Below are 26,887 nucleotides of genomic sequence, written 5' to 3' on the forward strand. Positions count from 1 at the left end.
ACGACCGATATTTCACACACAAGGAGTTCCGTGTCGACCGCCATCCGAACCGACCACGACCCGGACGACGCAGCGCCGCGCTTCCGGGCCGTCCCGCACGCCCGAGCACGGACCGTCCTCGTCACGCTGGCGACCCTGGTGCTCGCCACCGGTGTCGTCCTGGCCGTGGCCGAGGCCCTGCCGTTCCTGGACGGGTGGGTGCTGCCGGTCGTGCTCGTCGCGGTGACGGCCGTGTTCCTCGCCGCGGGTCGACGGGCCGCCGCGGCCGGGTCCACCGGGACGGCCCGGGCGTGGGCCGGGTGGGCCGGGGTGACGGGCACGTCCGCGGCGTTCGGACTGACGAACGCCGCGGGGTTCGGGGGTGCGCTCGTCGCCGTCCTGCTCGTCGCCGTGGCCGTGAACGCCGGGGTGGCGCTCTGGTTCCGGTCCCCGGTGCACCTCGTCGCCGTCCAGGGCACGGGGCTGGTCTGGGCCGTCGTCGCGCACCTGTACGGCACCCCGCCGTGGGCGCTCCTCGTGCTCGCGCTCGCCGGCGTCTGGTGGACCGGGGCCGTCGGCGCGTCCCGGAGCGTGCTCGTGTCGACCACGGTGCTGCTCCCGGTGTCGGTCGCCCTGCTCGTGCACCCGCTCACGCACGGGTCCGCCGTGGTGGACGCCGCCGACGTCGCCGTCCTCACCGCGGCCGTCGGGGGAGCCGTGACGTGGTCGGCCGTGCTCCGGCAGCGCCGACCGGTGACGACCGTGTGGTCGGTCACCCGCACCACCGCGGTCGCCGTGCTCGTCGCGCAGGTGCTGGCCGGCGCGGTCCCCGCGGTCGCCCTGGCGCTGGCTCCCGCAGCACCCTGGCCGTCGGTCGCCGGTGCGGCCGCGGTGCTCCTGTCGTGTGCGGCCGTCGCTGTGGCCCGCCCCGTCCGGCCGGGACTGGCCACCGTGCTCGTGCTCGCCGGGCTGCAGCTCGCCGAGGTCGTCGCCGCCGTCGCGGTCGGGCCCGCTGCCGGCACGCTCGTCGGCACCGTCGGCCTGCTCGCCCTCGTGGTGGTGTCCCTCGTCCGGACCCGCGGGACCCTGCGTCCGTGGACCTGGGCGGCGGTGCTCGCGCTGCCGGTGGCCGCGTGCGTCCTGCTCGGGACGCCCGCACTCGTGACCGCGGGCGTCCTCGTGGTCGTCGGGGGGACCGTGGCCGTCCTGGTGACGCGGCAGGCCACGCCCACGGCGTCCGCCGGAGCACTGCGGTGACCGGCCCCGACACGAGCCGCCGGCGCTTCCTTGCGGGCGGGCTCGGTGCCGCGGCGGCCGCTGCTGCCGGAGCAGCCGGGATCGCCGCGCGCCCCACACCGCCGACGGACCCCACCGACGGACCGCGCCGTCCGACCGTCCCCACCGACGCCCTGCTGCGCGGGACCGAGTACGACTACGTCGTGGTGGGTGCCGGGGCGGGCGGCGTGCCCCTGGCGGTGCGGCTCGCCGAGGCCGGGCACACCGTGCTCGTGCTCGAGGCCGGCCCGGCGACCACCGACCCGGACGTCTACTCGGTCCCGGCCTTCCACCTGTTCGCGTCGAGCGACCCACAGATGAGCTGGGACTTCTGGGTGCGCCACTACTCGGACGCCGCCGCCCACGGCTCGGCGTTCGTGCCGGAGCGCGACGGCGTCCTGTACCCGCGCGCCTCGACCCTCGGCGGCTGCACGGCCCACCACGCCCTGCTCATGCTCGCGCCGGAGGCCGACGACTGGGACCGCATCGGCCGGAGCACCGACGACCCGAGCTGGAACGCCCTGACGATGCGGCGGTACCAGGACCGCGTGCGCGAGTGGTTGCCGATCGAGACCTCGCCGGCGACGCTCCTCAGCGAGGACCCGACGCTCGCGCGGATCGTCACGGCGGCGCTCGTCGAGACGGGGCACCTCGCCCCGCCGGTGTCCGACGTCGACGCCGCGACCGGGACCGTGGGCGGCACGCTCCTCGACCCGAACGACCCCCGCGGGGTCGAGGCGTACCGGGAGGGCACCTTCCTCGTCCCGCAGTCGTCCCGCGACGGTCGGCGCTACGGCACCCGGGAGCGGCTGCTCGAGGCGGCGCCCGGACTCGACGGGCGGCTCGCGGTGCAGACGGACGCCCTGGTCGAGCGGATCGTGTTCGACGACGAGGACACCGCCGGCCGGGAGCCCCGGGCGGTCGGCGTGGACGTCGTCGTCGCGCCGTACCAGTACGGCGCGAGCCCGCTCCGGCAGCGCCTGGCCCCCGGCGAGCGCGACCGCCGACGCGTCCGGGTCACCGCACGCCGGGAGGTCGTCGTCGCCGCCGGCGCGTTCACCACCCCGCAGCTCCTCATGCTCTCCGGCGTCGGACCCGCGGCGCACCTCCGCGAGCACGGGCTGCCCGTCGTGGTCGACAGCCCCGGTGTCGGCGGCAACCTGCAGGACCGCTACGAGATGACCGTCGTCACCGAGTACGACCGGCCGTTCTCGGTGCTCGACGGCAAGAGGTACGGCGAGCCCGGCGACCCGGGCATGCGGCAGTGGCGCTCGGGGGACCCGAACGCGCTGTACCGCTCGAACGGGATCCTCGTCGGCATCAAGCGTCGCGTGACGGACGGCAGCGAGCACCCGGAGCTGTTCGTCTTCGGGGCACCGTCGAACTTCACGGGCTACCGGCCGGACTTCGCCGAGGACGGGCTCCGCGGCGGCGACCACTTCACGTGGGCCGTGATCCGTGGGTACCAGCGGAGCATGGACGGCACCGTGCGCCTCCGCAGCGCGGACCCGACCGAGCCTCCGGCGATCAACTTCCGGTACTTCGACGACGGCGGCGACTCGGACGGCGTCCGGCAGGACCTCCGCGCGGTGCGCGAGGGCATCGAGCAGGCGCGGCGGGTGAACGCGACCGCGCACCGGCTCCGGTTCGGCGACGCCGCGACCGACCGCGAGGTCTTCCCCGGGTCCGCGCTGCACGGCGACGCCCTCGACGACGTGGTCCGCGCGGATGCGTGGGGCCACCACGCGAGCTGCACCGCGCGGATGGGCCGGGACGGCGACCCGCTCGCGGTGCTCGACAGCGACTTCCGGGTCCGCGGCACGACGGGCCTCCGGGTCGTCGACGCCTCGGTGTTCCCCGCGATCCCGGCCCTCTTCCCCCTCATGACGATCTTCGCCGTGTCCGAACGCGCCGCCGACCGCATCCTCGCCGATGCCCGTCGCGACCGCCGGACCCGTGCGGGACAGGAGCGATCCCGATGACCACCAGACCCGTCCGCCTCGCGACCGAGGACCTGCCCACCGAAGCGGCCGTCGTCGTCGTGGGCTCGGGCTTCGGCGCCGCCGTCACGGCCGCACGCGTCGCCCCGGCGCTCGGGGACGGCGACGTCGTCGTCCTCGAGCGCGGCCGCGAGTGGGTGCCCGGCGAGTTCCCCGAGGACCCGACAGCGATGCGCGCGGCACTCCGGAGCCGTCGGAACCCGCTCGGGCTGTTCGACCTGCAGCTCGGCACGGACGTCGACCGGCTCACGGCCAACGGGCTCGGCGGCGGCTCGCTCGTGTACGCGAACGTCCTGCTCGAGGCCGATCCGGCCGTGTTCGACGAGCACTGGCCCGCGGGCGTCGACGCCGCGGCCCTGCGTCCGTACGCCGACCGCGTGCGCGCCGTGCTCCGCCCCCAGCTCGAGGACCGTCCGACCCCGAAGGCGGACGCCCTGGCGCACCTCGGCGCACACCACGGCGTCGAGCCGCGCCGCATCCCGCTCGCCGTGCGGCTGCACGGTGACCCCGGGCCGAACGCGGCCGGGGTCCACCAGCCGACCTGCACCCGCTGCGGCAACTGCGTCTCGGGCTGCAACGTCGGCGCGAAGACGACGATGTGGGCGAGCTACCTGCCGCTCGCCGCCCGCGCCGGCGCCCGACTGGTGACCCGTGCCGAGGTGCTCCGCGTCGAACGGAACACGGGGCCGGGTCGGCGGTGGACCGTGCACGGCGAGCGCCACGAGGTCGACGGTCACCGTCGGACGACACCCTTCACGGTGCAGGCCGACGTGGTCCTGCTCGGGGCCGGCTCCGTCGGCACCGCGGGCATCCTGCTCCGGAGCGCCGCAGCAGGACTCCCGCTCAGCGACCGGCTGGGCGAGCGGTTCTCGGGCAACGCCGACTCGCTCTCGGTGTCGTACAACAGCACCCGGCGTCGCACCGGGACCGGCGCCCGTGACGCCCACGACCCCGAGGTCGCCGTCGGCCCGACGATCACGACCGCGCTCGACCTGCGCGACGGCAGCAGCGGGTACCTGATCCAGGACGGCGCCCTGCCGTACCCGGTCGCCGAGGTGCTCCGACGGATCCTCGGCCTGCGGTTCGCCCTCTCCGCCGACAGCCGTGTCTGGTGCGACCTCCGGCCGAACGGCTGTCCACCCGGGTGCGGAGCGCTCGAGCACTCGCAGGTCTGGCTCGCGATGGGCACCGACTCGTCCGCCGGTCGGATCGACCTCGACCCCCGTGGCCGCCCGGGGATCTCCTGGCCGGACGCGGGACGGCAGGCGGTCTACGCCGAGCAGCTCGCCGACCTGCGGGTCCTGTCCGAGGGCGCCGAGGCGCGCTTCGTCGGCAACCCCCGCCGAGCACTCCTGCAACGAGGTGTCCCGGCGGCGACCCCGATCACCGTGCACCCCCTCGGCGGTGCGGTGATGGCCGACGACGTCGCCACCGGCGTGTGCGACCGGGACGGACGCGTGCACCACCCGGACGGCGGCGTCCACGACGGCCTCTACGTCGTCGACGGGGCCCTCTGCCCCACCTCGACGGGCGCGAACCCGTCGCTCACGATCGCTTCGCTCGCGGAGCGGATCGCCGACGTCCTCGTCGGCCGCGACCTGGCACGCCTGACGGCGGGCGAGCGGACGGGAGGATCGTGGTGACGCCGCGCGGGACCGCCTCCGTCGCGCTGCTGGTCGCGGCGGTCACCGCGTTCGGCGCCGGCGTCGTCCCGTCGGTCGGCGAGGCGGCCCGCACCACGGCCGCGCTGCGGGCCGAGGCCGCGACGGGCGACATCGGCGCAGAGCTGCGCCTGCGTCCGGCGTCGGGACCCGTCCGCGGGCTGGAGACCGGGACGCTGACGGTCCCCGACCTCGGCGGGGGCGCGCACCGGGTGCGCGTCGGGGTCGTCGCCCCCCGGGGTGAACCGATCGCCGACCTGCTGTTCCTGCACGGCCACGCCGACCGGCTCGACAACCACGCGGCACTCTTCGCGGACCTCGCCGCAGCCGGGGTCCGGGTGGTGTCCTTCGACCTGCCGTCGCACGGCGAGACGGACGCCGGCGCGATCGACCGCTGGTCCACCGCCGACCTCGCCGCCCTCGCGGCACGGGTCGTGCACGCCACAGAGCATGACCCCGACCGCCCGTTCGTCCTGGCCGGGTGGTCCTTCGGCGGGCTCCTCGCGACGCGTTTCGTGCAGGACCCGGTGCAGCGCGCCGCGTTCGGTCGGCCGATCGCCGCGCTCGCGCTCGAGTCGCCCGCGGTGGTGCCCCTGCCGCTCGCCGGCGGGGACGGGGTGTCCCGGCTCCGGGCGCTGACGCACGACCTCCGCGCACCCGTCGCCGGTCCGCCGCAGCCCGCGTCCCCGTTCCTCGACCCGGTGTTCGCCGTCCGGCTCGTCGCCCAGGCACGGGTGGCCGTCGCGACGCCGCTGCCGGACGGACTCCCCGTGCTCGTCGAGGTCGGCGGGGACACCGAGGACCGCTACGTCGACGTCCCCGCCGTGCGGTCGTGGGCAGGGGACGTGGCGCCGCGGGACGGCGCCGACGTGCGGCTCGAACGGTTCCCGGACGCACGGCACGGCATCGACCTCGAGGCCTGGCCGGTCGGGGACGCCGCACGGACGGCCCTCGTCGACTTCGTCCGGCAGCAGGTGTCCCGGTGATCCGCTTCCGGGAGCGCATGGTCGGTCCCGTCGGCGCCGTGGCGCGCGAGCCCTGGGTCCTCCGACCGCGCGGCCCCGCGGCGGCGGACGGCATCGTGCGGGTGGCCGGGACGACAGTCGGGGCGCGAGACTCGGTGCTCGACCTCGCCGACCTGCACGTGCACGTCACGGGGACCGACGCCGACCGGGACGGCTACCGCGCCGTCGTGCACCGGGGGACCGTGCACGGGATCGGTCCGGAATCGCTGCCGGTCGTGTGCGGCTTCGCCGACCTGCTCACCCGGTCGGTCGGCGGCCGGCGGATGCACTACCGGGTGCTCGTCCTGCACCGCGGTCGCCCGGTCGTCGTCGACGGCGTGAAGGCCGTGCGGGGCGGGGTGCGGACCGCGTGGACAGCGACGACGACCCTGCACACGGTCGTGGTGGCGGTCGACCCGTCGGCGTGGGCGTCCGGGACCGAAGCGGGCGGCTGGACGCGGCGGCTCGAGGTAGGGGACGTCCCGGGCGAGGTCGTCGCCGCGGGGGTCCTCCGGGTCCGCGGGCTCCTCCGCCAGGGCACGTCGCTCCGCGGGGACGTCCTCGGCTTCCTCACCGGGTTCCTCCGGCGCGCTGTCGTACGGTGACCGGCATGGAGCGATGGCGGAGCCCACGGACCTGGGCACGAGCGGGTCGGTGGCTGCTGCTGCCGATCGCCGTGCTCGACTGGGTCGCGCTGGCCCCCCAGCCCGTCGTCGTGATCGCGTTCCTGGTGGCCGTCGTCGGCTTCGCCGGGATGGCCGCCGCGCTCGTCGTCCGCATGCTGCACCGGTCCCGGGCCGCGATGGCGGGCCTCGGGGTCGTGCTGCTGCTCGGTGGGCTCGTGGTCCTGGGGCTCGACCCGTTCCCGGGCACCGTGCCGACGCTCGACCAGTGGTGGCCGGACGCGATCACGCAGCCGCAGGTCGTCGGCAGCGCGTACTGGAAGACCGCGGGCCTCGGCGTCGAGCTCGCCGGGTTCGCGCTGCTCGGCACGCTCCTGGTCGTCACGCTCACGGGCGGCCCGGACCGCGCCCGGCGCAGCACCGTCCGCTGACGGACCCGGCGCGCGTCAGGTCCGGCTGACCTGCACGACCGCCAGGTCCCGTCCGGCACCGTCCGCCGGCAGCAGGCCGCGCAGGTGTCCGAGCAGGTCGTCCGGGTGCGCGGCCACCACGTCGGCGAAGCCCTCGACGTCCGCCACCCCGGCGAGCGCGAGCGCCCCGGACGTCAGCAGCACGACGCGGTCCCCGTGCCCGAGGTCGGCCGACCCCGTGGTGCGCCGGTGCCCGGTGCGCTGCAGGCCGAACGGTCGGTCGGTCGAGCGGATCGGCGTCACCGACCCGTCCGCACGGGCGAGCAGGGCGAGCCCGTGGCCCGCGTCCGCCCACGTGACGCGGCCGTCCGTCGGGTCGAGCCGCACGTGCAGCAGGGACCCGACGGCCCCCGCAGCCGACAGGTCGGGGGCGAGCTGTGCCTCCAGGCCGGTGATCGCCGCGTCCACCGCGACGTCCGTGCGGGCGACGACCGCGGCGCGTGCCGAGGCCGCGAGGAGCGCCGCGGCACGACCGGCGGCAGCCACCGAGCCGACCGTGGCGTGCAGCGCACCGTCGGACGCGACCCGCCAGTCGACGAGGTCCCCGCCGCGTTCGTGCGGGACGACCAGTCCGTCCACGGTCCCGCCGGGCAGCACGAGCGGCTCCGGCAGCAGCCCCGTGAGCACCCGCTGGACCCGCGCGCGTTCGATCGAGTGGACGAGCTCGCGCTCCGCCCAGCGGGCGAGGTCACGGAGCAGGGCGACGTCCGCCGCCGAGAACTCGCGCGGCTGCGCGTCCATCACGCACAGGGTGCCGACCCGGGTGCCGTCGAGCGTGCTGAGCGGGGCGCCCGCGTAGAAGCGGATGCCGTGCTCGGCGACCGCGGCGGTGTGGGCGAAGCGCGGGTCGAGCGTCGTGTCGGGGATCACCATCGGCTCGGGTGTGAGCACCGTCGTCGCGCAGAACTGTTCGCTCGCCGGGACGCTCGTCCCCTGCTGCCAGCCGAAGGTCGACTGCGTCGTGACGACGTCGTGGTGGACGAGGTTGAGGAACGTCAGGGGCACACCGAACGCCTCGTGCGTCATCCGGGTGATGCGGTCGAACCGCTCCTCCGGACCCGCGCCGAGGACGTCGAGCGCCTCGATGACGGCGGTGCGCCGGTCCGCACCGTCGAGCTGGTCGGTCACCCCTCCGTTGTACCCGCTGCGTCGGCGAGGAACCAGCCCCGCGGGTGGGGGTCCGCGCTGAGCGTCCGGCGCGCCGAGGTCGGGGTCGCCCAGGCCGCGGCGTTGCCGAGCACCCGCTGGACGTCCGGGTGGTGGTAGACGGGGTACTCCTGGTCGCCGGGCGAGAAGTAGAAGACCCGGCCGAGGCCACGGCGGTAGGCGACGCCGGACCGGAAGACCTCGCCGCCGGCGAACGTCGACAGGAAGACCTCCTCGTCGGGGCGCGGGATGTCGAAGTACTCGCCGTACATCTCCTGGCGGTCGATGACGATCGGGTGCGGGACACCGGCGGCGATCGGGTGCTCCGGTGCGATCGTCCAGACGAGCTCGCGCTCCCCGTCGTTCCGCCACTTCAGGGAGCACGTCGTGCCCATCAGGCGCGTGAACGGCTTCGAGTAGTGCCCGGAGTGCAGCACCACGAGCCCCATGCCCGCGTGCACCGCCTCGACCACGCGGTCGACGACCTCGTCCGCGACCTGGTCGTGGGCGACGTGGCCCCACCAGAACAGGACGTCGGTTGACGCCAGGCGCTCCGCGGTCAGACCGTGCTCGGGTTCCTGCAGCGTCGCGGTCGCGACCTCGGCGGTCGGGTGCTGCTCGCGCAGGGCGGCGGCGATCACGGTGTGCATGCCGTCCGGGTAGTGCCCGAGCACGGTCTCGTCACCGCGGCTCTCGTGCACGTTCTCGTTCCAGACGACGATGTTCAAGGGACGGTTCTCGGTCGGCGCTGACATGTCCCCGACGCTACCGTGCCCGTGTCGGCGGTCTCCCCGGTTCGTGCACGAGCATGTCGGCATGACTCCTCGATCCCTGTTCCGTGCCGCCGCGGTGGCCGAACTCGTGACCTGGACGCTGCTCATCGCCGGGATGGTCCTGAAGTACGGGCTCGACGCCGGCGACTGGGGAGTGCGGATCGGCGGGAGCGTGCACGGCTTCGTGTTCCTGGCGTACCTGGTCGTGACGACGGTCGTCGCGGTGAACCAGCGCTGGTCGGCGGGGGCGCTCGTGCTCGGGTGGGCGAGTGCGGTCGTGCCCTACGCCACGGTGCCGTTCGAGGTCGCGGTCGCCCGGCGCGGGATGCTCGAGGGCCCCTGGCGCCGCTCGCCGGACGGGCGCTCGGGCGTGTGGGACCGCCTGCTGTTCTTCGTGGTGCGCCGGCCCGCGGTGGCGGCGGGCATCGGGGTCGTCGCAGTGGCCCTCGTGTTCTCGGCGCTGCTGGTGGTCGGGCCGCCGGTGCCGTCGCGGGGCTGAGGCGCGGGGGCGCGGGCGCGGGCGCTCGCACGCACGCACGAGCGGGCACGACATGCCGCTCACGTCCGCGACGTGAGCCCTTTCGGTCACGCTCGGCCCCGAGCGTGACAGAGATGGCCCGCTCGGCGGGCCAGCGGGGCGACGCGAGCGGGCGGGTGGGGCACCGGGCGCACGCACAGACGGACGGGAGGCACGGTGCCAGCTGGCACCGTGCCTCCCGTCCGTCCCGGCGCGCGTCTACAGCGCGGCCAGCGCCTCGTTCAGCGTCGCCGACGGGCGCATCACGGCGCTCGTCTTGGCGTCGTCCGGCCGGTAGTACCCGCCGATGTCGGCGGGCTTGCCCTGGACGGCCACGAGTTCGTCGACGATGGTCTGCTCGTGCTCGTCGAGCGTCGAGGAGAGGCCCTGGAACGCCGCTGCGAGTTCGGCGTCCTCGGTCTGGCGGGCGAGCTCGTCGGCCCAGTACTTCGCCAGGTAGAAGTGGCTGCCGCGGTTGTCGATCGTGCCGATCTTGCGGCCCGGGGACTTGTTCTCGTCGAGGAACGTGCCCGTGGCGCGGTCGAGCGTGTCCGCGAGGACCTTCGCCCGCCCGTTGCCCGTCACATCCGCGAGGTGCTCGAACGACACCGCGAGCGCGAGGAACTCACCGAGGGAGTCCCAGCGCAGGTAGTCCTGCTCGACGAGCTGCTGCACGTGCTTCGGGGCCGAGCCGCCGGCACCGGTCTCGAACAGCCCGCCGCCACCGAGCAGCGGGACGACCGAGAGCATCTTCGCCGAGGTGCCGAGCTCCATGATCGGGAACAGGTCGGTGAGGTAGTCGCGGAGGACGTTGCCCGTGACCGAGATGGTGTCCTCGCCGCGACGGATGCGCTCGAGCGAGAAGCGCATCGCGTCCTCGGGAGACATGACCTCGATCTGCAGTCCGTCGGTGTCGTGGTCGCCGAGGTACGTGCGGACGAGCCCGATCAGGTTGGCGTCGTGCGCACGGGTCTCGTCGAGCCAGAACACGGCGGGCGAACCCGTCGCGCGGGCACGCGTGACCGCGAGCTTCACCCAGTCGCGGATCGCCACGTCCTTGGTCTGGCACGCGCGCCAGATGTCGCCCTGCTCGACCTCGTGCTCGATGACGGTCTCGCCGGCGCTCGTGACCACGCGGACGCGACCGGCACCGGGGACCTCGAAGGTCTTGTCGTGCGAGCCGTACTCCTCGGCCTTCTGCGCCATGAGCCCGACGTTCGGCACCGACCCCATGGTCGACGGGTCGAAGGCGCCGTTCGCGCGGCAGTCCTCGATGACGGCCTGGTAGATGCCGGCGTAGCTCGAGTCCGGGATGACCGCGAGGGTGTCGTGCTCCTCGCCGTCCGGGCCCCACATGTGCCCGGAGGTGCGGATCATCGCGGGCATCGAGGCGTCGACGATGACGTCGCTCGGGACGTGCAGGTTCGTGATGCCCTTGTCCGAGTCGACCATCGCGAGCTCGGGGCCGGCGTCGATGCCGTCCGCGAACGCCTGCTTGATCTCGGCGCCGTTCGGCACGCTGTCCAGCCCGGCGAGGATCGAGCCGAGGCCGTCGTTCGGGTTGAGGCCGGCGGCGGCGAGGTCGGCGCCGAAGCGCTCGAACACGGACGGGAAGAACGCGCGGATGACGTGGCCGAAGATGATCGGGTCGGAGACCTTCATCATCGTGGCCTTGAGGTGCACGGAGAACAGGACGCCCTGCTCCTGCGCGGCGGCGATCTGGTCGCGGAGGAACGCCTCGAGCGCCCGGACGTGCAGCACCGTGCCGTCGACGACCTCGCCCGCGAGGACGGGGATCGACTGCTTCAGGACCGTGGTCTCGCCGTCCTGGCCGACGAACTCGATGGTCAGGGTGTCGTCGGCGGGGGCGATCCACGACTGCTCGTTCGAGCGGAAGTCGTCCACGCCCATCGTCACGACGTTCGTCTTCGAGTCGGCGCTCCACGCGCCCATGCGGTGCGGGTGCTTCCGGGCGTAGTTCTTCACCGACAGCGGCGCGCGACGGTCCGAGTTGCCCTCGCGGAGCACCGGGTTGACGGCACTGCCCTTGACACGGTCGTAGCGGGCGCGGACGTCGCGCTCCTCGTCCGTGCTGGGCTCGTCCGGGTAGGCGGGCAGGTCGTAGCCCTGCGCCTGCAGTTCCTTGATCGCGGCCTTGAGCTGCGGGATCGACGCCGAGATGTTCGGCAGCTTGATGATGTTCGCCTCGGGCGTCTTCGCGAGCTCGCCGAGCTCGGCCAGGGCGTCGTCCAGGCGCTGCTCGTCACTGAGGCGCTCGGGGAACTGGGCGATGATCCGGCCGGACAGCGAGATGTCCCGCGTCTCGACGTCGACGCCGGCCGTGCGGGCGAACGCCTCGACGACCGGGAGGAACGAGTGGGTCGCGAGGAACGGTGCCTCGTCGGTGAGGGTGTAGATGATCTTGGCCATGCTGGCGGGTACTCCCTTGTTCAACCGTCGGTACGTCCACGCTACTCGGGGTGCGGGATGTCTCGACATCAAGATACCTGGTCCGGCGCGCCTGCGACCAGCGTCCATCTCACCTCCGGCAGACGTCCAGCGGATGTCCGGGAGGAACATCGGACACTCTTGGGTTCATCGCCTTCCATGGTCTCCCGCAGCACCGACAGGAGCGTGACATGGGCAGGGAACGACGGACGCCGGACGACTTCGGGTGGACCGCTGACGACCTGCGGTCGGCCTACGCGGCGGACGGCAGCGGTCCGCACCGGTACGCACCGGACGGCGCCGGGCCGTTCTCGTACGACCCCGACGGGTCCGGACCGTGGCTCGTCGGCCCGGAGCCGCGGCGCGGGGCAGCGCGCTTCGCCCCACGCTCCCGCGGATCCGCGTCGCGACTCCGTCGACTCGGGACGACCGTGACGGCCGGCGCGCTCGCGCTCGCCCTGGCCGTGGGGAGCGTCGCCCTCGTGGCGCACCACGCTCCTCCACACCCGGGGGTGCAGGCGTCAGCCGTCCACAGCTCGGCGGACGACGCCTCCTGAACCGGAGCGGCGCGCCAGCCTGGACGCATGACCGAGCGAGTGGCTGATCAGGCGGTGATCCGGAAGACCCGGACGCCCGAGGCACGCAGGCCCGCGACGCCCAGGCGGTCCCGCAGGTTCCGGAAGGGGCGCTCGAAGCCAGACGACGCCGACGCGGCGCCGATCTGGTGCAGGACCTCGGACGTCAGGGTCCGCTCGACCTTCGGCGCCAGCCGGGTCACCCCGGAGACGGTGATCACGACGCGGACCGCGTTCTGCGCGAGCAGCGGCGCGATGAGCTCGGCGGCCTCGTGGGCACGGTGGAACGCGGGGTCCTCGCCGGGGCGGCGGATCGCGATGACGGCGAGCTCGGCCTCGGCGGAGCAGTGCGGATCGGGCAGGTCGTCCACGCCGACGACTCGCATCCGGGTGGCGTCCACCCCGGCCCGCACGGCCGCGACGCGGAGCACCGGGAGCAGCTCCTGGGAGCCCGCGAGCACGACCTCGGCGGTCGCGAGGTCGATCGGTTCGTGTCGCTCCCGCGGCGTTCGGGCCATGGCGCAGGTCCTTCCGGTCGCTGGACTCGGACACTACCGATCCCGCACCCAGCCGGCACGCAGCGCACGGATCGGATCAGGAGCCTCCCAGCCGTTCGGTAACGGGAAGATCACGACGGGGCCTGTACAAAGCGACAGACTCGTGCAGAATGGTGGGCGGCCATGACGACGACACACGACCACGACCAGCAGCAGCCGGGGACCCCGGTCGTGCACCTGTCCCGTCGCGCTGCCCTCGAGGCCGAGCGCGCCGCGGCCCGGAAGCCCGCACGCCGCCCCCGCTCTCCCCGCCCCGACGCCCCCAGCACCTCCGCTCCCTCGGCTGCGACCGCCACCCCCGCAGGTGCGACCCCCACGCCGACCACGAAGCGCGCGGGGGAGCGCGCCGCCGCCGCCCGCGTCGCCACCGAGCACGTGGACGCCCGGATCACCAAGGTCGTCCGTCGCCGGAACGTGACGCCCGTGACGGCCGTCCCCCGTGCCTCCCGCCCGACCCGCAGCCACCGCGCCAGCCGCATCACGCTCACCAGTGCGGCAGCGGCCCTCGCGATGTTCGCCGCGTCGGCGATGCCGGCGCACGCGAGCGTCGGGTCCTCGACCGCGACGTCGACCATCGCGCCGATCATCCGCACGCAGGACTACGCGGTGACCCAGGCCGTCGCTGCGAACGGTCTCGACCGTGACGGGTTCACCGTCGGCGGCGGCACGGCCGGTTCACCCGGCACGTCGGTGTCCTACGGCGGCGAGGTCCGGTCGCCGTTCCCCGGTCCGGTGCGGATGAGCTCGGGCTTCGGGTACCGCTCCGCTCCGTGCGGCGCCTGCTCGTCCCTGCACCAGGGGCTCGACTTCAACCCGGGCATGGGTGCGCCGATCGGTGCCGTCGCCGCGGGCAAGGTCCGGGTCTCCGGCACGTACTTCTCGTACGGCACGGCGGTCATCATCGACCACGTCATCGACGGCCGGAAGGTCGCGACGCTGTACGGGCACATGATCCCGGGCTCGTCGCCGCTCAAGGCAGGCGACACGGTCGAGGCGGGAGAGTTCATCGGCAAGGTCGGGTCCTCCGGCGTCTCGACCGGCGCGCACCTGCACCTCGAGGTCCTGATGGACGGCGTCACCCCGATCGACCCCGAAGCGTGGCTCGAAGCCCGGATCGGCCGCTCCCTCACGACCTGACGGCGGGCCGCATCCCGCATGCACAGCACTCGTGCAGCACCGGTGCGGTGATGTCCCAGTGATCCTGTGCAGGATCACAGCCATGGACGATCACCACAGACCGCCCGCCCGTCGTCGACCCGTCGAGGTGTCCCGCTGATGGGCACCGACACCTGGATCGCCTTCGGGCTCGTCATCCTCTTCGTGCTCGTCGGCGGCGTGTTCGCCGCTGCCGAGATCGCCCTCGTCTCGCTCCGTGAGTCCCAGCTGCAGCAACTCGAACGCCGTGGCTCCCGCGGGGCCCGGGTCGCCGCGCTCGGCCGGGACCCGAACCGGTTCCTGTCCGCCGTGCAGATCGGCGTCACGGTGGCGGGCTTCTTCTCGGCCGCCTACGGTGCGTCGTCGATCGCTCCGGACGTGGCCCCGCTGCTGATGGGGCTCGGGCTCGACCGCGGCGCCGCCGAGGCGATCGCCCTCGTGCTGATGACCCTCGTCATCGCGTACCTGTCGCTCGTGTTCGGCGAACTCGTCCCGAAGCGGCTCGCCCTGCAGCGCGCCGAGGGCTTCTCGATGGCCGTCGCCCCGACGCTCGACCGGTTCGCGACCGCCATGCGCCCGGTCATCTGGGTGCTGTCGAAGACCACGAACGCCGTCGTCCGCCTGCTCGGTGGCGACCCGGACGCCCGCAGCGAGTCGATGAGCACCGAGGAGCTCCGTGGCCTGGTCGAGGACCACGACGCCATCGACGCACAGGGACGCCGGATCGCCCGGAGCGCCCTCGACGCCGGTGACCGGATCCTCCGCGAGTCGATGCGCCCCTGGTACGACGTCTCGACGATCGACGCCGCGATGACGATCGCCGACGCCACGGACCACGCCATCGAGGTCGGCCACACCCGGTACCTCGTGACCGAGGGCTCCCGCGACGACGTCGCCGGCTTCGTGCACCTCCGCGACCTCCTGCGCCCCGCCGACCCGACCGCATCCGTCGCCACGCTCGTGCGGCCGGTGCTCGCCCTGCCGGAGACGAAGTCGCTCTCCGGCGCGATCGCCGACATGCGGACCGACGGACACCAGATCGCCCTCGTCGTCGACGAGTACGGCGGCAGCTCCGGCATGGTCACGCTCGAGGCGTTGCTCGAGGACCTCGTCGGCAGGATCAGGGACGAATGGGACACGGCCGAGTACGACGAGCCCGCTGCCGAGACCGACGGCATCGACGGGGCGACGGTGCTCGAGGACCTCGCCGCCGACGGTGGCCCGCAGCTGCCCGACGGCGACTACGAGACCGTCGGTGGACTCGTGCAGGTCCGCCTCGACCGGGTGCCCCGCGTCGGTGACGTCGTCGAGGCCGGGGACCACCGTCTCGAGGTCACCGCAATGGACGGTCACCGTGTCGCGCGGGTCCGGATCACCCCCCGCGTGCCAGCGTCGGCAGGGCCGCCCGCCCCGGTCGCCCAGGCCTGACCCACCGGACGGGAGGCACGGTGCCAGCCCGCACCGTGCCTCCCGTCCGCCTGTCGGTCGCCCCGCGACGGACGCGAGCCGTCCCGACCGGCGTCACCGGCACTGGCGGTACCTGTCTCGGGGCCGGCCCCGCGACGTAGGCTCGATGCATGGGCATCGACGTGCGCAACGAGATCCGTGACTTCCTGTCCTCACGGCGAGCGCGACTCACTCCGGACCTGGTCGGCATGCCGTCGTTCGGCGGTGGGGTCCGACGCGTGCCGGGACTGCGGCGGCACGAGGTCGCCATGCTCGCGGGGGTGAGCGTCGACTACTACACGCGACTCGAACGCGGCTCGTTGAAGGGCGTCTCGGACAGCGTGCTCGAGGGCCTCGCCGGAGCGCTGCAGCTCGACGAGGACGAGCGCGTGCACCTGTTCGACCTCGCGCGGCTGGCGAACGCCGGCGTGAAGGTCATGCACCGGAACGTCCCGACCCGGGTGCGTCCGGGTGTGCAGCGACTGCTCGACGCGATCACCGGTGCGCCCGCGTGGGTGCGGAATGAACGCGGGGACGTCGTCGCGACGAACGAGCTGGGCCGGGCGCTGTACGCCCCGATGTTCGCCGGACCCGGGCGGCCGGTGAACACCGCGCGCTTCACGTTCCTCGACCCGGCGGCTCGCGAGTTCTTCCCGGACTGGGCTGCGACGGCGCGCGACGCCGTGGCGGTCCTCCGTGCGGCGGCCGTCGCGAACCCGTGCGAGCCCGGCCTGGTGACCCTGGTCGGCGAGCTGTCGACGCGGAGCGAGGAGTTCCGCACGTGGTGGGCGGCGCACGACGTGCGCCTCAACCGACGCGGGAAGAAGCGGATCGCGCACCCGATCGTCGGGGAGCTCCAACTCGACTTCGAGGCGCTCGAGCTCGTCGCGGACCCCGGCCTGACGATGTTCTCGTACTCGGCCGAGCCCGGGAGCGAGTCCGAGCGGTCCTTGGCGCTGCTCGGGACCTGGGCCGCGACGGAGCGGGCGGAGCAGTACGCCGCGGTGCGTGCCGGGGACGGCGAGGACGACCGGGGCGACCGCTAGTCGGTGCTGACGACGGCGAATCCCCCGGAGACCATGCAGCGACGCCAGCAGCGCGCCCACGTAGGGTGGCGTCGTGATCGGCGCAGCCTCCGTCCGGGACCGCCGTCCCGAGCCCGTGTTCGCCCGGGCCGTGCGCTCCGCCGTCGGCCCCGCACGCACGGTGCTCGCGCTCGACGGGACGCCGTACGCCCCGGCCGACCGCGAGGTCCTCGCCGTGGGCCTCGACGGTCCGCTGCCGTCGGCGGACGCGGCGGTGGTCTCGCTGTCCCTGGGCGCGTGGCCCGCGGTGCAGGCACGGCTCGCCGAGGTCCGCCGTGCCGTCGCGGGACCGGTCGTCGTGCTGACGGTCGACCCCGAGCGCGTGCAGGACCACTGGCTGACCGAGTACGCCCCCGCCGTGAGCGCCGGGTGGGCCGATGGGTACCCGAGACTCGACAGCCTGGGCGCAGCGCTCGGCGGAACGGTCGAGACCACGCGGCTGCCCGTCCCCTTCACGTGCGTCGAGGGGTTCCCCGAGGCGTTCTACGCCCGACCGGAACGACTGCTGGACCCGGGTACCCGGACGGCGGACCCGGCGTGGGACGCTCTCGACGACCTCACAGCCCGCCGGTCGGTCGCCGCGCTGCGCACCGCCCTCGAGACGGGCGAGTGGGACCGACGGTACGGACACCTGCGGCGCCAGCCGACGTACGACGGGTCCGTCGTGCTCCTGCGGTCGGCTTGACACCGCGTCGTAGGGTGGAACCGTGAGTCAGCAGGAGGTGGTCGGCGCGCTGAGCGCCGGCATCAGGGCGTGACGCCCCCGGCTGTGCCCCTCGGCACGGCCGCCGTCGTCGATCCCTGACCATCCCTCCGCCCGTGCGGCGCTTTCCCTGCGCCCGGGCACTCCCGAAAGCGACCACACCGTGCTGCCCATCAGCGAGAAGACCCTACGTTCCTCCTTCGTCAACGCCTCCCGCAAGGAGGTCGGGGACGTCACCCTGCCCACCGACTTCGAGACGCTGGACTGGGAGTCGCTCGACTTCCTCGGCTGGCGCGACCCGAAGACCTCCCGGCGCGCGTACGCCGTCGTACCCACGCTCGAGGGCGACCTCGTCGGGATCCTGTTCCGGCAGGCCGAGGCGTCGCCGCGCTCCCGGGCGCAGTGCTCGTGGTGCCAGGACGTCAAGCTGCCGAACGACGTCGTGTTCTACGCCGCCAAGCGATCCGGGAAGGCCGGTCGGAACGGGAACACCGTCGGGACCCTGGTGTGCCAGGACTTCCAGTGCTCGCGGAACGTCCGGCGACCGCTGCCCCCGGCATACGAGGGGTTCGACGTCGAGGGTGCCCGGCTCCGGCGCATCGAGGACCTGCAGCTCCGCATCGCGTCCTTCGCCGCCGAGCTCTGAGCCCCGGGCCCTGCGCCCCGCGCCCTGCCTACTGGGTCGCGCTGGCTCCCGCGGAACGCAACGGGAGCGGTTTCTCGCAGCGGTATGTCGCTGCGAGGAACCGCCGACCTTGCGTTTTGCGGGAGGAGGGTGGGGGGCGGCGCCGAAACGCGGCGGTAACGGGCGGTCCCTAGGGTGGCCGGATGGACCTCCGTGACTTCGACACCGCCCCGGACGCCGACGCCCGGGACGTCGCCCTGCACTGGGCCGCCGTCCCCGTGTGGGCCGACGCCCTGGTCGCCGGACGGCCGTACCGCTCCGTCGCCGCACTGGCCTCGGCCGCGGCGACGTCCGCCGAACAGTGGGGCGCGGACGAGCTCGACGCGGCCCTCGCACACCACCCCCGCATCGGCGAGCGCACCACCGAGGCGTCCTCGGCGCGCGAGCAGGGGGCGATGGCGACCGCGGCGGACGACGTCACGGCGGCGATCGCGCGGGGGAACGCCGACTACGAGGAGCGGTTCGGACGGGTGTTCCTGGTCCGTGCCGCCGGTCGGACCCCGGAGGAGCTGCTGGCCGAGCTCGAGCGCCGGCTCGGCAACGACCCCGGGGTCGAGGTCGGCGAGGCCGCTGCCGCCCTGGCCGACATCGCACAGCACCGGATCCGTGCGACCTTCGGCGTGCCGCACCTGACCACGCACGTCCTCGACGCAGGATCCGGTCGCCCGGCCGCGGGGGTCGGCGTGACCCTGCGGACCGCGGCGGGCGAGGTGCTCGCGACGGGGGAGACCGACGCCGACGGTCGGACCGGGCTCGGGCCGGACGTGCTGCCCCGCGGCGACCTGGAGCTCCGCTTCGACACCGGGGCGTACCACCGCGCGTCGGGGACGCCCACCTTCCACCCGTACGTCGTCGTGGCGTTCAGCGTCACCGGGACGGGACACCTGCACGTGCCGCTCCTGCTCAGCCCCTTCGCGTACAGCACCTACCGCGGCAGCTGACCGGCGGGCGCGGCGCCCGCCCCGCCTACCCCCGCGGCGGCACCGCGATCGGCGCCGTCGACCGCACCGCGTCGTACGACCCCACCGCCGGGTCGTCGCCGTACCGCTCCCGGACGCTCCGCGACCCGAGCAGCAGGTTGAGGAGGATCGCCGCGACCGCACCGGCCGAGATGCCCGAGTCGAACACGAGCGTGAACCACGTCGGGAACGCGGCGTAGATCGACGGCGCGACGGTCGGCAGCAGCGCGATCCCGAGCGGGAGCGCCACGACGAGCACGTTCCGGTTGTCGAACCGCACCTTCGACAGGGTCCGGATGCCGCTCGCCGCGACCATGCCGAACAGCGCCACCCCGGCACCGCCGAGGACCGCGTGCGGGATCGCCTCGACGACCGCTGCGACCTTCGGCACCAGGCCGAGCACGACGAGGATCCCGCCCGCGGCGGTGGCGACGTACCGGGAGCGCACGCCGGTCAGCGCGACGAGGCCGACGTTCTGCGCGAACGCCGTGTACGGGAACGTGTTGAACACCCCGCCGACGACCGTGCCGAGCCCGTCCGCCCGCAGTCCGTCCGCGAGGGTGCGCTTCGACACCGGTCGGCCGACGACCTCGCCGACGGCCACCATGTCGCCCGTGGTCTCGGTCATGATCACGAGCCCGACGACGAGCATCGACACGATCGACGCGAGGTCGAACGTCGGCAGGCCGAAGTGGAACGGCGTGACGACCGCGAACCAGGCGGCGTCGCCGATCCCGGACCCGTCCACCATGCCCGGGACGAACAGCGCCACGACCGTCCCGAGGAGCAGCCCGGCGAGCACCGAGACGCGCGCCAGTCCCCGCGGCGCGAAGCGCTCCACGAGGACGATGGCCAGGAGCACCCCGGCGGCGAAGGCGACGTCGAGCGGACGGGCGGCGCCGTCCTTCCCTCCTTCGGTCACCCAGCCGGCGGCGACGCTCATCAGGGACAGGCCGATGATCAGGATGACGGTGCCGGTGACGATCGGCGGGAACAACCGGACGAGCTGCGAGAACCACGGGGCGACGACGACCATGAACACGCCGCACGCGATGGTCGCGCCGTAGACCGCCGTGATGCCGTGCTCGGTCCCGATCGCGATCATCGGGCCGACCGCGGCGAAGGTGACGCCCTGCACGAGGGGCAGCCGGACCCCGAAGCGCCAGAAGCCGACGGACTGCACGATCGTCGCGAGGCCGGCCACGAACAGGTCGGCGCTGATCAGGAACGCCAGGTCGGCCCGGTCGAAGCCGAGTGCACCGCCGACGATGAGCGGCACGGCGATCGCCCCCGCGTACATCGCGAGGACGTGCTGCAGCCCGAGCGGCAGCAGCCGGGCGAGCGGCGGGACGGTGTCGACGCCGTCCTCGCGACGGGCGTCGGTCGTCTGGTTCGTGTCGGTCACGGGTGCCCCCTCGGCGTCGTCGGACTCGTCTCCTCGGACGCTACGGAGCGGGTGTTTCCGTGCCGTGTCGGCGGTGGGTCGCCCGGATCACGCGACCGCGTGCCGGAACGCGCGTTCCACAGGTGGGGACGGAACGGACGGGAGGCCCGTGGCGGATCCGCCACGGGCCTCCCGTCCGTCCTGTGGTCGCGTCAGCGACCGATGCTCGACATGTCGGGGTAGCGGTCGCCGGTCGGGACCGGCAGCGAGGACAGGCGCTGCAGCTGGGACTCCGAGAGGGTCAGGTCGGCGGCGCCGACGTTCTCCTCGAGGCGGGAGACCCGCTTCGTGCCGGGGATGGGGACGACGTCGGTGCCCTGGGCGAGGAGCCACGCGAGCGCGACCTGCGCCGGGGTGCCACCGACCTCGGACGCGACGGCCTTGACCTCGTCGACGATGCGGACGTTCTGTTCGAACGCCTCCTGCTGGAAGCGGGGGTTGTCGCGGCGGAAGTCGTCGGCGTCCAGGTCGGACGGCTTCGTGATCGCACCGGTCAGGAATCCGCGGCCGAGGGGCGAGTACGCGACCAGGCCGATGCCGAGCTCGCGGAGCGTCCCGAGCACGTCGTCCTCGGGGTCGCGGGTCCACAGCGAGTACTCGCTCTGGACGGCGGTCACCGGGTGCACGGCGTGGGCCTTGCGGATGGTCTCGGACCCCGCCTCGGACAGGCCGTAGTGGCGGATCTTGCCCTCCTGCACGAAGCCGGCGAGCTGGCCGACGACGTCCTCGATCGGGACCTTCGGGTCGACCCGGTGCTGGTACCAGAGGTCGATGTGGTCGGTGCCGAGGCGGCGGAGCGAGCCCTCGAGCGCCTCGCGGACGGACTCCGGTGCGCTCGTGAGCTTGCGGTCGGTGCTCGGCTGGGTCTCGCCGGGGACGTGCTCGACGAGACCGAACTTCGTGGCGAGCACGACGTCGTCGCGGCGCCCCTGCAGGGCCTTCCCGACGAGGACCTCGTTCGTGTACGGGCCGTACATCTCGGCGGTGTCGATCAGGGTGACGCCGAGGTCGATCGCGCGGTGGATCGTGCGGATCGACTCGTCGTCGTCGGTGCCGGCGCCCGTGTAGAAGGCGCTCATGCCCATGGTGCCGAGGCCGACGGCGCCGACCTCCAGGTCTGCGAGCGTGTGTGTCTGCATGGGTGCAGGTCTACTCCTGCCGACCCCCTGTGCGGGAGGCACCGACGGGGCTAGGCTGCGGGGACGGACAGGGTCCGCGGGACCGGAGGGGGACGCCGTGTTGGTCATCGGGATCGTCATCGGGGTGGCCGTGGCCATCGCCGCGCTGCTCGTCGTGCTCGAGGTGCAGAACGTGCGCCGTCGTCGGAGGCTCGCGCACCTGGAGCCGGTCGACCCGCGCATCGGGGAGCGGGCCATGTCCGAGGCCTCGGCGGCGCACGCGATCGTGGAGGGACAGGCCAAGTCCGCGCACCCGGGCATCAGCGGCGCCGGGGGCGGCCCGCTCGGCTGAGCCAGCTCGTCCCACGCGTCCTGGCCGGTCTGTCGTGTCGGCGCCGGGCTGTGGTTCGATCGTGCCGTGAACCTGTACCTGCGGCTGTTCCTGCTGACCGTGCGCATCCGTCTCGCGGGACTCCGCCCGGGCCGACGGCCGTCGCTCTGGGACGAGGGACGGACGCCGTTCCGGGTCGCGCTCACCGACCTCGACCCCTTGCGGCACGTGAACAACGGCAAGTACCTGTCGATGCTCGACCTCGGTCGGTACGACCTGCTCACGCGGTCCGGCTTCTGGCACGAGGCCTCGAGGCGCGGCTGGTACGCCGTGGTCGCGGCGCAGACGATCACCTACAAGCGGTCGCTGACGCTCGGGCAGCGCTTCACCCTCGTCACCCGGGTGCTCGGCGTCGACGACCGCGCCGTGTACATCGAGCAGACCTTCGAGCGGCGGGGATCGGTCGTCGCGCGGGCGGTCGTGCAGGCCCGGTTCCTCCGTCGGACCGGCGGCACGGTCACGCCCGAGGAGCTCGTCGCCGCGGCCGGCGGGGCGCCGCGGGACCTCACCCTGCCCGGCTGGGTGAACGCGTGGGCGGACGCGGTGCGGATCAGCAGCGCGGCGCCGACCGGCACGGCCCGGGGCGCCTCGGCGTAGGAAGGTCGGGTGCAGGAGCGACGGGGGAGCGGGACGCCGGGTCGACGTGCGGTGCTGGCCGGCGGGGTCGGACTCGGTCTGGTCGGGGTGCTCGCCGCGTGCTCGCGGTCGGGGCCGGCACCGAGCCCGTCGCCATCCGGGTCCGCGTCGTCCTCGGGCGCACCGTCCACCCCGAGCGCCGGTGGGCCGGACTCGTGGGACGCCCTGGCCGCGGCCGTCACCGGGACGCTCCTGCGCTCCGGGTCGTCCGGGTGGGACGCCGCACGGAAGCTGCAGAACCCCCGCTACGACGACGCCGACCCGCAGGCGGTGCTCCGCGTCGCTGGCGTCGCGGACGTGCAGGCCGCGCTCGCCTTCGCACGGAACACCCGCACGCCGGTCGCGCTCCGGGCCGGCGGGCACTCGTACACGGGCTGGTCCGCCGGCGGTGCGCCCGGGACCGACGTCCCCCGCTCGCTCGTGGTCAGCACGCAGGACCTGGACGCCGTCCGCGTCGACGGGGACACCGCGACGATCGGTCCGGGAGCCCGGCTGGCCGACGTGTACGCGGCCTTGGCCCGGGCCGGACGGGCGATCGGCGCCGGGTCGTGCCCGACCGTCGGCATCGGCGGACTGACGCTCGGCGGCGGGGTGGGCGTCCTGGTCCGGTCGTTCGGCCTGACGTGCGACCAGCTCACCGGGGTGACGCTCGTGACGCCCGACGGCGCCGTGCACCAGGTCTCCGCGACCGCCGAGCCGGACCTGTTCTGGGCGTGCCGGGGCGGTGGCGGCGGGACGGTCGGGGTCGTCACGTCGATGACCTTCCGGACGCAGCCCGCCCCCGACGTGCTCCTGTTCAGCATCGTGTTCCCCTGGTCCGCCGCGGCCGCGGTGGTGCGGGCGTGGCAGGACTGGGCGCCGGTCGCCGACCCGCAGCTCTGGTCGACCCTGAAGCTCCTGAACGGCACCAGGCACACCGCCCCGACGGTCACCGTCACCGGCGTGTGGACCGGCGCGAAGACCGGGGCGGACGCGTCCGTCGACGGGTTCATCGCCGCCACCGGGGCCACGCCGACGTCGCACACCGCCGACGAGCTGTCCTACGGTGACGCGATGGTGCGGCTCGCCGGGGCGCCGCAGCGCGTGTCCGAGGCCGCGACGTCGTCGATCGGCGGCCAGAAGCTCACCGATGACCAGGTCGACGTGCTCGTCCGACGGGCCGCGGCGGCCGGGGACGTCGCCGGGAACCGGGAGGGCGGGGTCTCCCTCGACGCGCTCGGCGGGGTCGTGGCCGACGTCGGGCGGACGGACTCGGCGTTCCCGTGGCGGGACGCCCTGATGACCGTGCAGTACACGGCGGTGTTCGCCGACGGGGCGGACCCGGCGCCGTTCGACGCGTACGTCCGCGACTTCCGGCAGGCGATGACCCCGGCGTGGGGCGACGGCGCGTACGCGAACTACTGCGACGCGGCGATCACCGACCCCACGGCGTACTTCGACGTGAACACCTCGCGGCTGCACCGGATCGCGGAGCAGGCGGACCCGGACGGGGTGTTCGACCAGCCGCACTGGGTCTGACCCTCGGCATGCCGCCCGCAGGTTTCGCAGGCCCGAGTCTCGCCGTCGGCCACACGACTCGGGTCCCGGCACCCGAAACTCGTCGCCCAGCCCGAGACTCGGGCCAGGCCGGGCGCGGGGGACACCGGCTCAGGGATGGGACACGGGCACGGCGTAGACCGGGGACATGACCACCGGTACCGACACCACGAACCGTCCTGCCGCCGCCTCGGGCACGTTCCGCATCGGCGGCGACCTCGAGGTCCACCGCCTCGGCTACGGCACCATGCAGCTCACCGGACCCGGCGTCTGGGGCCCGCCGAAGGACCACGACGAGGCGATCCGCGTCCTCAAGCGCGCCGTCGAGCTCGGCGTCGACTTCTTCGACACCGCCGACTCCTACGGTCCCTACGTCGCCGAGGACCTGCTCCGCGAGGCGCTGCACCCGTACGGCGACGACGTCGTCATCGCGACGAAGGCCGGCCTCACCCGCACCGGCCCGAACGAGTGGCCGCCGGTCGGCCGCCCGGAGTACCTGCGCCAGGAGGCCGAGATGAGCCTCCGCCGCCTGGGCCTCGAGCGCATCGACCTGTTCCAGCTGCACCGCATCGACCCGAAGGTCCCGCTCGAGGACCAGGTCGGCGAACTCAAGAAGCTCCAGGACGAGGGCAAGATCCGGCACATCGGCCTGTCCGAGGTGTCGGTCGACGAGGTCAAGGCCGCCCAGGAGGTCGCGACGATCGTCTCCGTCCAGAACCTCTACAACCTGCAGAAGCGCGACGCCGAGGAGCTCCTCGACTGGTCCGAGCAGCAGGGCATCGGCTTCATCCCGTGGTTCCCGCTCGCGACCGGCGGCCTGACGGGCGAGGACTCCCCGCTGACCGAGATCGCTGAGCGCAAGGGCGCGACCCCGGCGCAGCTCGCACTGGCGTGGCTGCTCAAGCGCTCGCCGGTCATGCTGCCGATCCCCGGGACGTCGAGCGTCGACCACCTCGAGGACAACCTGCAGGGCGCGACGATCGAGCTCACCGACGACGAGTTCGCGGAGCTGTCGAAGCTGCACGGCTGATCGGGCGGGTCGCGGACGCGACCACCCACCGGACGGGAGGCGCGGTGCCAGCTGGCACCGTGCCTCCCGTTCGTTGCATCACGACTCGGCAACGGCGCTCGCGCGCGGATGCGGGGCCGGTGCACACTGGTCGCGTCCGATGGACAGAACTGGGGGGACGACGTGGGGGCACAGGGTGCAGCGACGGAGCATGCCGGCAGCGGCATGTTCGTCCGGACGGGGCGGGGACAGACCGCGACGGTCGTTGCGGTGACCACTCATGGTGGTTCCGACCTGCGAGTCGACGCGGGTGAGGTGGTCGCCGTCACGGGGGACGGCGCTTCCGCGGTGATGACGTCGGTCCGGAACGCGCCGCGCATCGGCGACCGCACGCTCGACGGTCTGGCCGTCGCCGAGGCGACGGCGCTCCGACGACGGCTGGTCGGGACGGTGTGCACCGAGCACCGCCTCGTCCCCTCGCTGACGGTGCTCGAGAACACCGCGCTGCCCCTCGAGCTCGACGGATGGGACGCCCGCGAAGCGATCGCCGCTGCGACGACCGCCCTCGCCCGGGTCGGGGTGACCGCCCCGGCGGACGCGCTCCCCGACGACCTGACCGAGGCCGAGCAGCGGCTCGTCACCGTCGCGCGGAGCATCGCCGCGTCTCCGGTGCTCGTGCTCGCCGACGAACCGCGCGACGCGGCCGTCGTACGATTGCTCCGCCGCCTGGCTGCGGACGGCGCCGGGGTGCTCGTCAGCACCACCGCTGATGCACGACCGACCTGGGCCGACCGCCTCGTCGAGACGCCGACCGCGATCCTGTGAACAGCAGCGAGGACCCTCAGCCAGAACGCACGTTCCCCAGCTGGGGGGACTGGCCCGCACCCCGATCACCGGAGAAGCTCGTACCCGTGTCCCGCACCCGCCGGCTCGTCCTCGTGGCGAGCATCGTCTTCGCAGCCTGCCTCGTCACCGCAGGCGTCCTCGTCACCACCACGCCGCGCACCGCGAGCGCCGAGGACCGCCCCGTGGCGGCCGTCGCCGAACACCGCGCCGGTACCGCGCTGCCGGACCCGCGGACGCCCGACCAGTTCGTGACCGGTGCGCTCGACACCCCCGCACTGCCGGGAGCGGTGCCGTTCGCGTACGCGGGCGACTCGATCACGGCACGGCCGGACTCCTGGCTGCACCAGCTCGAGACCGACGACGAACTGCACGCCGTCGGCGGCTACGCGCACAGCGGGTACCGCGCCGACCAGGTGCTGCAGCAGATCGGCCCCGTGCCGAGCGCCCGGGTCCTGGTCGTCGAGGTCGGGACGAACGACGTCAACCAGGCCGTCCCGACCGCGACGACGATCGCGAACGTCGGGGCGATCGTCCGGAAGGTCGGGGCGCAGCGCGTCCTGGTCGTCGCCGGGCCGCCGTCGGACTGGACCCACAGCCGGTGGGGCGCCGACCGTCGGACCGGTCAGATCGTGCTCACCGACGCCCTGCGCACCGACGCGGCGGAGCACGGGTGGGCGTTCGTCGACCCGTTCACGGCGCTGCGTGCCGCGGACGGCGCGTACAAGCCGGGCACGTCGCCGGACGGCATCCACCCGACGGCCGAGGCGAACCAGGGCGTCGCGCGGGCGATGGCCGCCGCCATCACCCGCACCGCCGCCTGACCCGGACCGGGCTGTCAGCCCGGCC

General features: G+C 73.9%; 26 protein-coding genes and 1 pseudogene. 21 read left to right on the plus strand and 6 right to left on the minus strand.

Annotated elements, in window-relative coordinates:
- Positions 1-30 precede the first annotated feature (30 nt).
- From LQK89_RS16315 to LQK89_RS16340, 6 genes are read left to right on the plus strand one after another with little or no spacing between them, the layout of a single operon-like run.
- A complete protein-coding gene (locus LQK89_RS16315; RefSeq protein ID WP_231049712.1) occupies positions 31-1,236 on the plus strand; it encodes a hypothetical protein in 1,206 nt (401 codons plus the stop codon).
- Complete coding sequence (locus LQK89_RS16320) at positions 1,233-3,236, plus strand: GMC family oxidoreductase (RefSeq protein ID WP_058742926.1); 2,004 nt, start codon at positions 1,233-1,235, stop codon at positions 3,234-3,236. The genes LQK89_RS16315 and LQK89_RS16320 overlap by 4 nt, the downstream gene beginning before the upstream one ends.
- Positions 3,233-4,897, plus strand: coding sequence for a GMC oxidoreductase (locus LQK89_RS16325; protein WP_231049713.1), 1,665 nt, complete (start codon positions 3,233-3,235; stop codon positions 4,895-4,897). Before LQK89_RS16320 ends, LQK89_RS16325 begins: the two co-directional genes overlap by 4 nt.
- The gene (locus tag LQK89_RS16330; RefSeq protein ID WP_231049714.1) at positions 4,894-5,901 is read left to right on the plus strand and encodes an alpha/beta hydrolase; all 1,008 of its coding nucleotides are present in this window, start codon (positions 4,894-4,896) and stop codon (positions 5,899-5,901) included. The genes LQK89_RS16325 and LQK89_RS16330 overlap by 4 nt, the downstream gene beginning before the upstream one ends.
- Positions 5,898-6,524: a hypothetical protein gene (locus LQK89_RS16335; RefSeq protein WP_231049715.1), complete on the plus strand. Its 627-nt coding sequence runs from the start codon at positions 5,898-5,900 to the stop codon at positions 6,522-6,524. Before LQK89_RS16330 ends, LQK89_RS16335 begins: the two co-directional genes overlap by 4 nt.
- A 5-nt stretch (positions 6,525-6,529) precedes the next feature.
- Complete coding sequence (locus LQK89_RS16340) at positions 6,530-6,973, plus strand: hypothetical protein (RefSeq protein WP_175326821.1); 444 nt, start codon at positions 6,530-6,532, stop codon at positions 6,971-6,973.
- 15 nt (positions 6,974-6,988) lie between these two features.
- On the opposite strand, the gene LQK89_RS16345 is transcribed toward LQK89_RS16340, so the two are convergent.
- Positions 6,989-8,140, minus strand: coding sequence for a GAF domain-containing protein (locus LQK89_RS16345; RefSeq protein WP_231049716.1), 1,152 nt, complete (start codon positions 8,138-8,140; stop codon positions 6,989-6,991).
- Positions 8,137-8,913, minus strand: coding sequence for a ThuA domain-containing protein (locus LQK89_RS16350; RefSeq protein ID WP_231049717.1), 777 nt, complete (start codon positions 8,911-8,913; stop codon positions 8,137-8,139). Before LQK89_RS16350 ends, LQK89_RS16345 begins: the two co-directional genes overlap by 4 nt.
- Before the next feature lie 61 nt (positions 8,914-8,974).
- Between LQK89_RS16350 and LQK89_RS16355 the strand changes: the two genes are divergently transcribed.
- Complete coding sequence (locus LQK89_RS16355) at positions 8,975-9,430, plus strand: DUF3817 domain-containing protein (protein ID WP_175326818.1); 456 nt, start codon at positions 8,975-8,977, stop codon at positions 9,428-9,430.
- A 237-nt stretch (positions 9,431-9,667) separates the two neighbouring features.
- Here the strand turns inward: LQK89_RS16355 and LQK89_RS16360 are convergent, their stop codons facing one another.
- Complete coding sequence (locus LQK89_RS16360) at positions 9,668-11,878, minus strand: NADP-dependent isocitrate dehydrogenase (RefSeq protein WP_231049718.1); 2,211 nt, start codon at positions 11,876-11,878, stop codon at positions 9,668-9,670.
- Positions 11,879-12,087: 209 nt separating this feature from the next.
- Here LQK89_RS16360 and LQK89_RS16365 point away from each other — a divergent pair, with 209 nt between their 5' ends.
- Positions 12,088-12,453, plus strand: coding sequence for a hypothetical protein (locus LQK89_RS16365; RefSeq protein WP_231049719.1), 366 nt, complete (start codon positions 12,088-12,090; stop codon positions 12,451-12,453).
- 47 nt (positions 12,454-12,500) lie between these two features.
- On the opposite strand, the gene LQK89_RS16370 is transcribed toward LQK89_RS16365, so the two are convergent.
- Complete coding sequence (locus LQK89_RS16370) at positions 12,501-12,989, minus strand: hypothetical protein (RefSeq protein ID WP_231049720.1); 489 nt, start codon at positions 12,987-12,989, stop codon at positions 12,501-12,503.
- 162 nt (positions 12,990-13,151) lie between these two features.
- Between LQK89_RS16370 and LQK89_RS16375 the strand changes: the two genes are divergently transcribed.
- The 7 genes and pseudogenes from LQK89_RS16375 to uraH all read left to right on the plus strand — a co-directional run bounded on the left by LQK89_RS16375 (position 13,152) and on the right by uraH (position 19,043).
- On the plus strand, positions 13,152-14,165 hold the full coding sequence (locus tag LQK89_RS16375; RefSeq protein WP_231049721.1) for a M23 family metallopeptidase: 1,014 nt from the start codon (positions 13,152-13,154) through the stop codon (positions 14,163-14,165).
- Between the two features lie 138 nt (positions 14,166-14,303).
- On the plus strand, positions 14,304-15,611 hold the full coding sequence (locus LQK89_RS16380) for a hemolysin family protein (protein ID WP_231049722.1): 1,308 nt from the start codon (positions 14,304-14,306) through the stop codon (positions 15,609-15,611).
- Positions 15,612-15,760: 149 nt separating this feature from the next.
- Entirely contained in the window at positions 15,761-16,675 is a 915-nt protein-coding gene (locus tag LQK89_RS16385) for a helix-turn-helix transcriptional regulator (RefSeq protein ID WP_175326813.1), read from the plus strand.
- A 73-nt stretch (positions 16,676-16,748) separates the two neighbouring features.
- Positions 16,749-17,399, plus strand: a complete 651-nt coding sequence (locus LQK89_RS16390; RefSeq protein WP_231049723.1) for an SAM-dependent methyltransferase — start codon at positions 16,749-16,751, stop codon at positions 17,397-17,399.
- A gap of 181 nt (positions 17,400-17,580) precedes the next feature.
- Complete coding sequence (locus LQK89_RS16395) at positions 17,581-18,063, plus strand: FBP domain-containing protein (protein ID WP_204622033.1); 483 nt, start codon at positions 17,581-17,583, stop codon at positions 18,061-18,063.
- A gap of 182 nt (positions 18,064-18,245) precedes the next feature.
- Positions 18,246-18,704, plus strand: a pseudogene (uraD, locus tag LQK89_RS16400) (2-oxo-4-hydroxy-4-carboxy-5-ureidoimidazoline decarboxylase); the annotation flags it as partial.
- A gap of 18 nt (positions 18,705-18,722) precedes the next feature.
- Positions 18,723-19,043, plus strand: coding sequence for a hydroxyisourate hydrolase (gene uraH / locus LQK89_RS16405; RefSeq protein WP_058741990.1), 321 nt, complete (start codon positions 18,723-18,725; stop codon positions 19,041-19,043).
- A gap of 25 nt (positions 19,044-19,068) precedes the next feature.
- On the opposite strand, the gene LQK89_RS16410 is transcribed toward uraH, so the two are convergent.
- Positions 19,069-20,466 (minus strand): nucleobase:cation symporter-2 family protein, encoded by a 1,398-nt coding sequence (locus LQK89_RS16410; protein ID WP_231049724.1) that lies wholly within the window; start codon positions 20,464-20,466, stop codon positions 19,069-19,071.
- Positions 20,467-20,657: 191 nt separating this feature from the next.
- Positions 20,658-21,644 carry an aldo/keto reductase gene (locus tag LQK89_RS16415; RefSeq protein WP_175326809.1) on the minus strand — a complete coding sequence of 329 codons (987 nt, stop codon included), beginning with the start codon at positions 21,642-21,644 and terminating at the stop codon, positions 20,658-20,660.
- A 97-nt stretch (positions 21,645-21,741) separates the two neighbouring features.
- Between LQK89_RS16415 and LQK89_RS16420 the strand changes: the two genes are divergently transcribed.
- The 6 genes from LQK89_RS16420 to LQK89_RS16445 all read left to right on the plus strand — a co-directional run bounded on the left by LQK89_RS16420 (position 21,742) and on the right by LQK89_RS16445 (position 26,862).
- A complete protein-coding gene (locus tag LQK89_RS16420; RefSeq protein WP_175326808.1) occupies positions 21,742-21,975 on the plus strand; it encodes a hypothetical protein in 234 nt (77 codons plus the stop codon).
- Positions 21,976-22,041: 66 nt separating this feature from the next.
- Positions 22,042-22,611, plus strand: coding sequence for an acyl-CoA thioesterase (locus LQK89_RS16425; protein WP_231049725.1), 570 nt, complete (start codon positions 22,042-22,044; stop codon positions 22,609-22,611).
- 9 nt (positions 22,612-22,620) lie between these two features.
- Positions 22,621-24,168 (plus strand): FAD-binding oxidoreductase, encoded by a 1,548-nt coding sequence (locus LQK89_RS16430; RefSeq protein ID WP_231049726.1) that lies wholly within the window; start codon positions 22,621-22,623, stop codon positions 24,166-24,168.
- A 166-nt stretch (positions 24,169-24,334) separates the two neighbouring features.
- The gene (locus LQK89_RS16435; RefSeq protein ID WP_058740627.1) at positions 24,335-25,216 is read left to right on the plus strand and encodes an aldo/keto reductase; all 882 of its coding nucleotides are present in this window, start codon (positions 24,335-24,337) and stop codon (positions 25,214-25,216) included.
- Positions 25,217-25,465: 249 nt separating this feature from the next.
- On the plus strand, positions 25,466-26,020 hold the full coding sequence (locus tag LQK89_RS16440; protein ID WP_231049727.1) for an ATP-binding cassette domain-containing protein: 555 nt from the start codon (positions 25,466-25,468) through the stop codon (positions 26,018-26,020).
- Positions 26,021-26,106: 86 nt separating this feature from the next.
- Positions 26,107-26,862 carry an SGNH/GDSL hydrolase family protein gene (locus tag LQK89_RS16445; RefSeq protein ID WP_231049728.1) on the plus strand — a complete coding sequence of 252 codons (756 nt, stop codon included), beginning with the start codon at positions 26,107-26,109 and terminating at the stop codon, positions 26,860-26,862.
- The last annotated feature ends 25 nt before the right edge of the window (positions 26,863-26,887 follow it).

The sequence above is a fragment of the Curtobacterium sp. C1 genome, assembly GCF_021049325.1.
Taxonomy (GTDB): Bacteria; Actinomycetota; Actinomycetes; order Actinomycetales; family Microbacteriaceae; genus Curtobacterium; species Curtobacterium citreum.

Excerpts from the sequence above, each read along its gene's own strand:
- LQK89_RS16385 (WP_175326813.1), top strand. The coding sequence starts at position 15,761 with ATGGGCATCGACGTGCGCAACGAGATCCGTGACTTCCTGTCCTCACGG.
- LQK89_RS16380 (WP_231049722.1), top strand. The coding sequence starts at position 14,304 with ATGGGCACCGACACCTGGATCGCCTTCGGGCTCGTCATCCTCTTCGTG.
- LQK89_RS16435 (WP_058740627.1), top strand. The coding sequence starts at position 24,335 with ATGACCACCGGTACCGACACCACGAACCGTCCTGCCGCCGCCTCGGGC.
- LQK89_RS16350 (WP_231049717.1), bottom strand. The coding sequence starts at position 8,913 with ATGTCAGCGCCGACCGAGAACCGTCCCTTGAACATCGTCGTCTGGAAC.
- LQK89_RS16355 (WP_175326818.1), top strand. The coding sequence starts at position 8,975 with ATGACTCCTCGATCCCTGTTCCGTGCCGCCGCGGTGGCCGAACTCGTG.
- LQK89_RS16415 (WP_175326809.1), bottom strand. The coding sequence starts at position 21,644 with ATGCAGACACACACGCTCGCAGACCTGGAGGTCGGCGCCGTCGGCCTC.
- LQK89_RS16340 (WP_175326821.1), top strand. The coding sequence starts at position 6,530 with ATGGAGCGATGGCGGAGCCCACGGACCTGGGCACGAGCGGGTCGGTGG.
- LQK89_RS16360 (WP_231049718.1), bottom strand. The coding sequence starts at position 11,878 with ATGGCCAAGATCATCTACACCCTCACCGACGAGGCACCGTTCCTCGCG.
- LQK89_RS16325 (WP_231049713.1), top strand. The coding sequence starts at position 3,233 with ATGACCACCAGACCCGTCCGCCTCGCGACCGAGGACCTGCCCACCGAA.
- LQK89_RS16370 (WP_231049720.1), bottom strand. The coding sequence starts at position 12,989 with ATGGCCCGAACGCCGCGGGAGCGACACGAACCGATCGACCTCGCGACC.
- LQK89_RS16365 (WP_231049719.1), top strand. The coding sequence starts at position 12,088 with ATGGGCAGGGAACGACGGACGCCGGACGACTTCGGGTGGACCGCTGAC.
- LQK89_RS16375 (WP_231049721.1), top strand. The coding sequence starts at position 13,152 with ATGACGACGACACACGACCACGACCAGCAGCAGCCGGGGACCCCGGTC.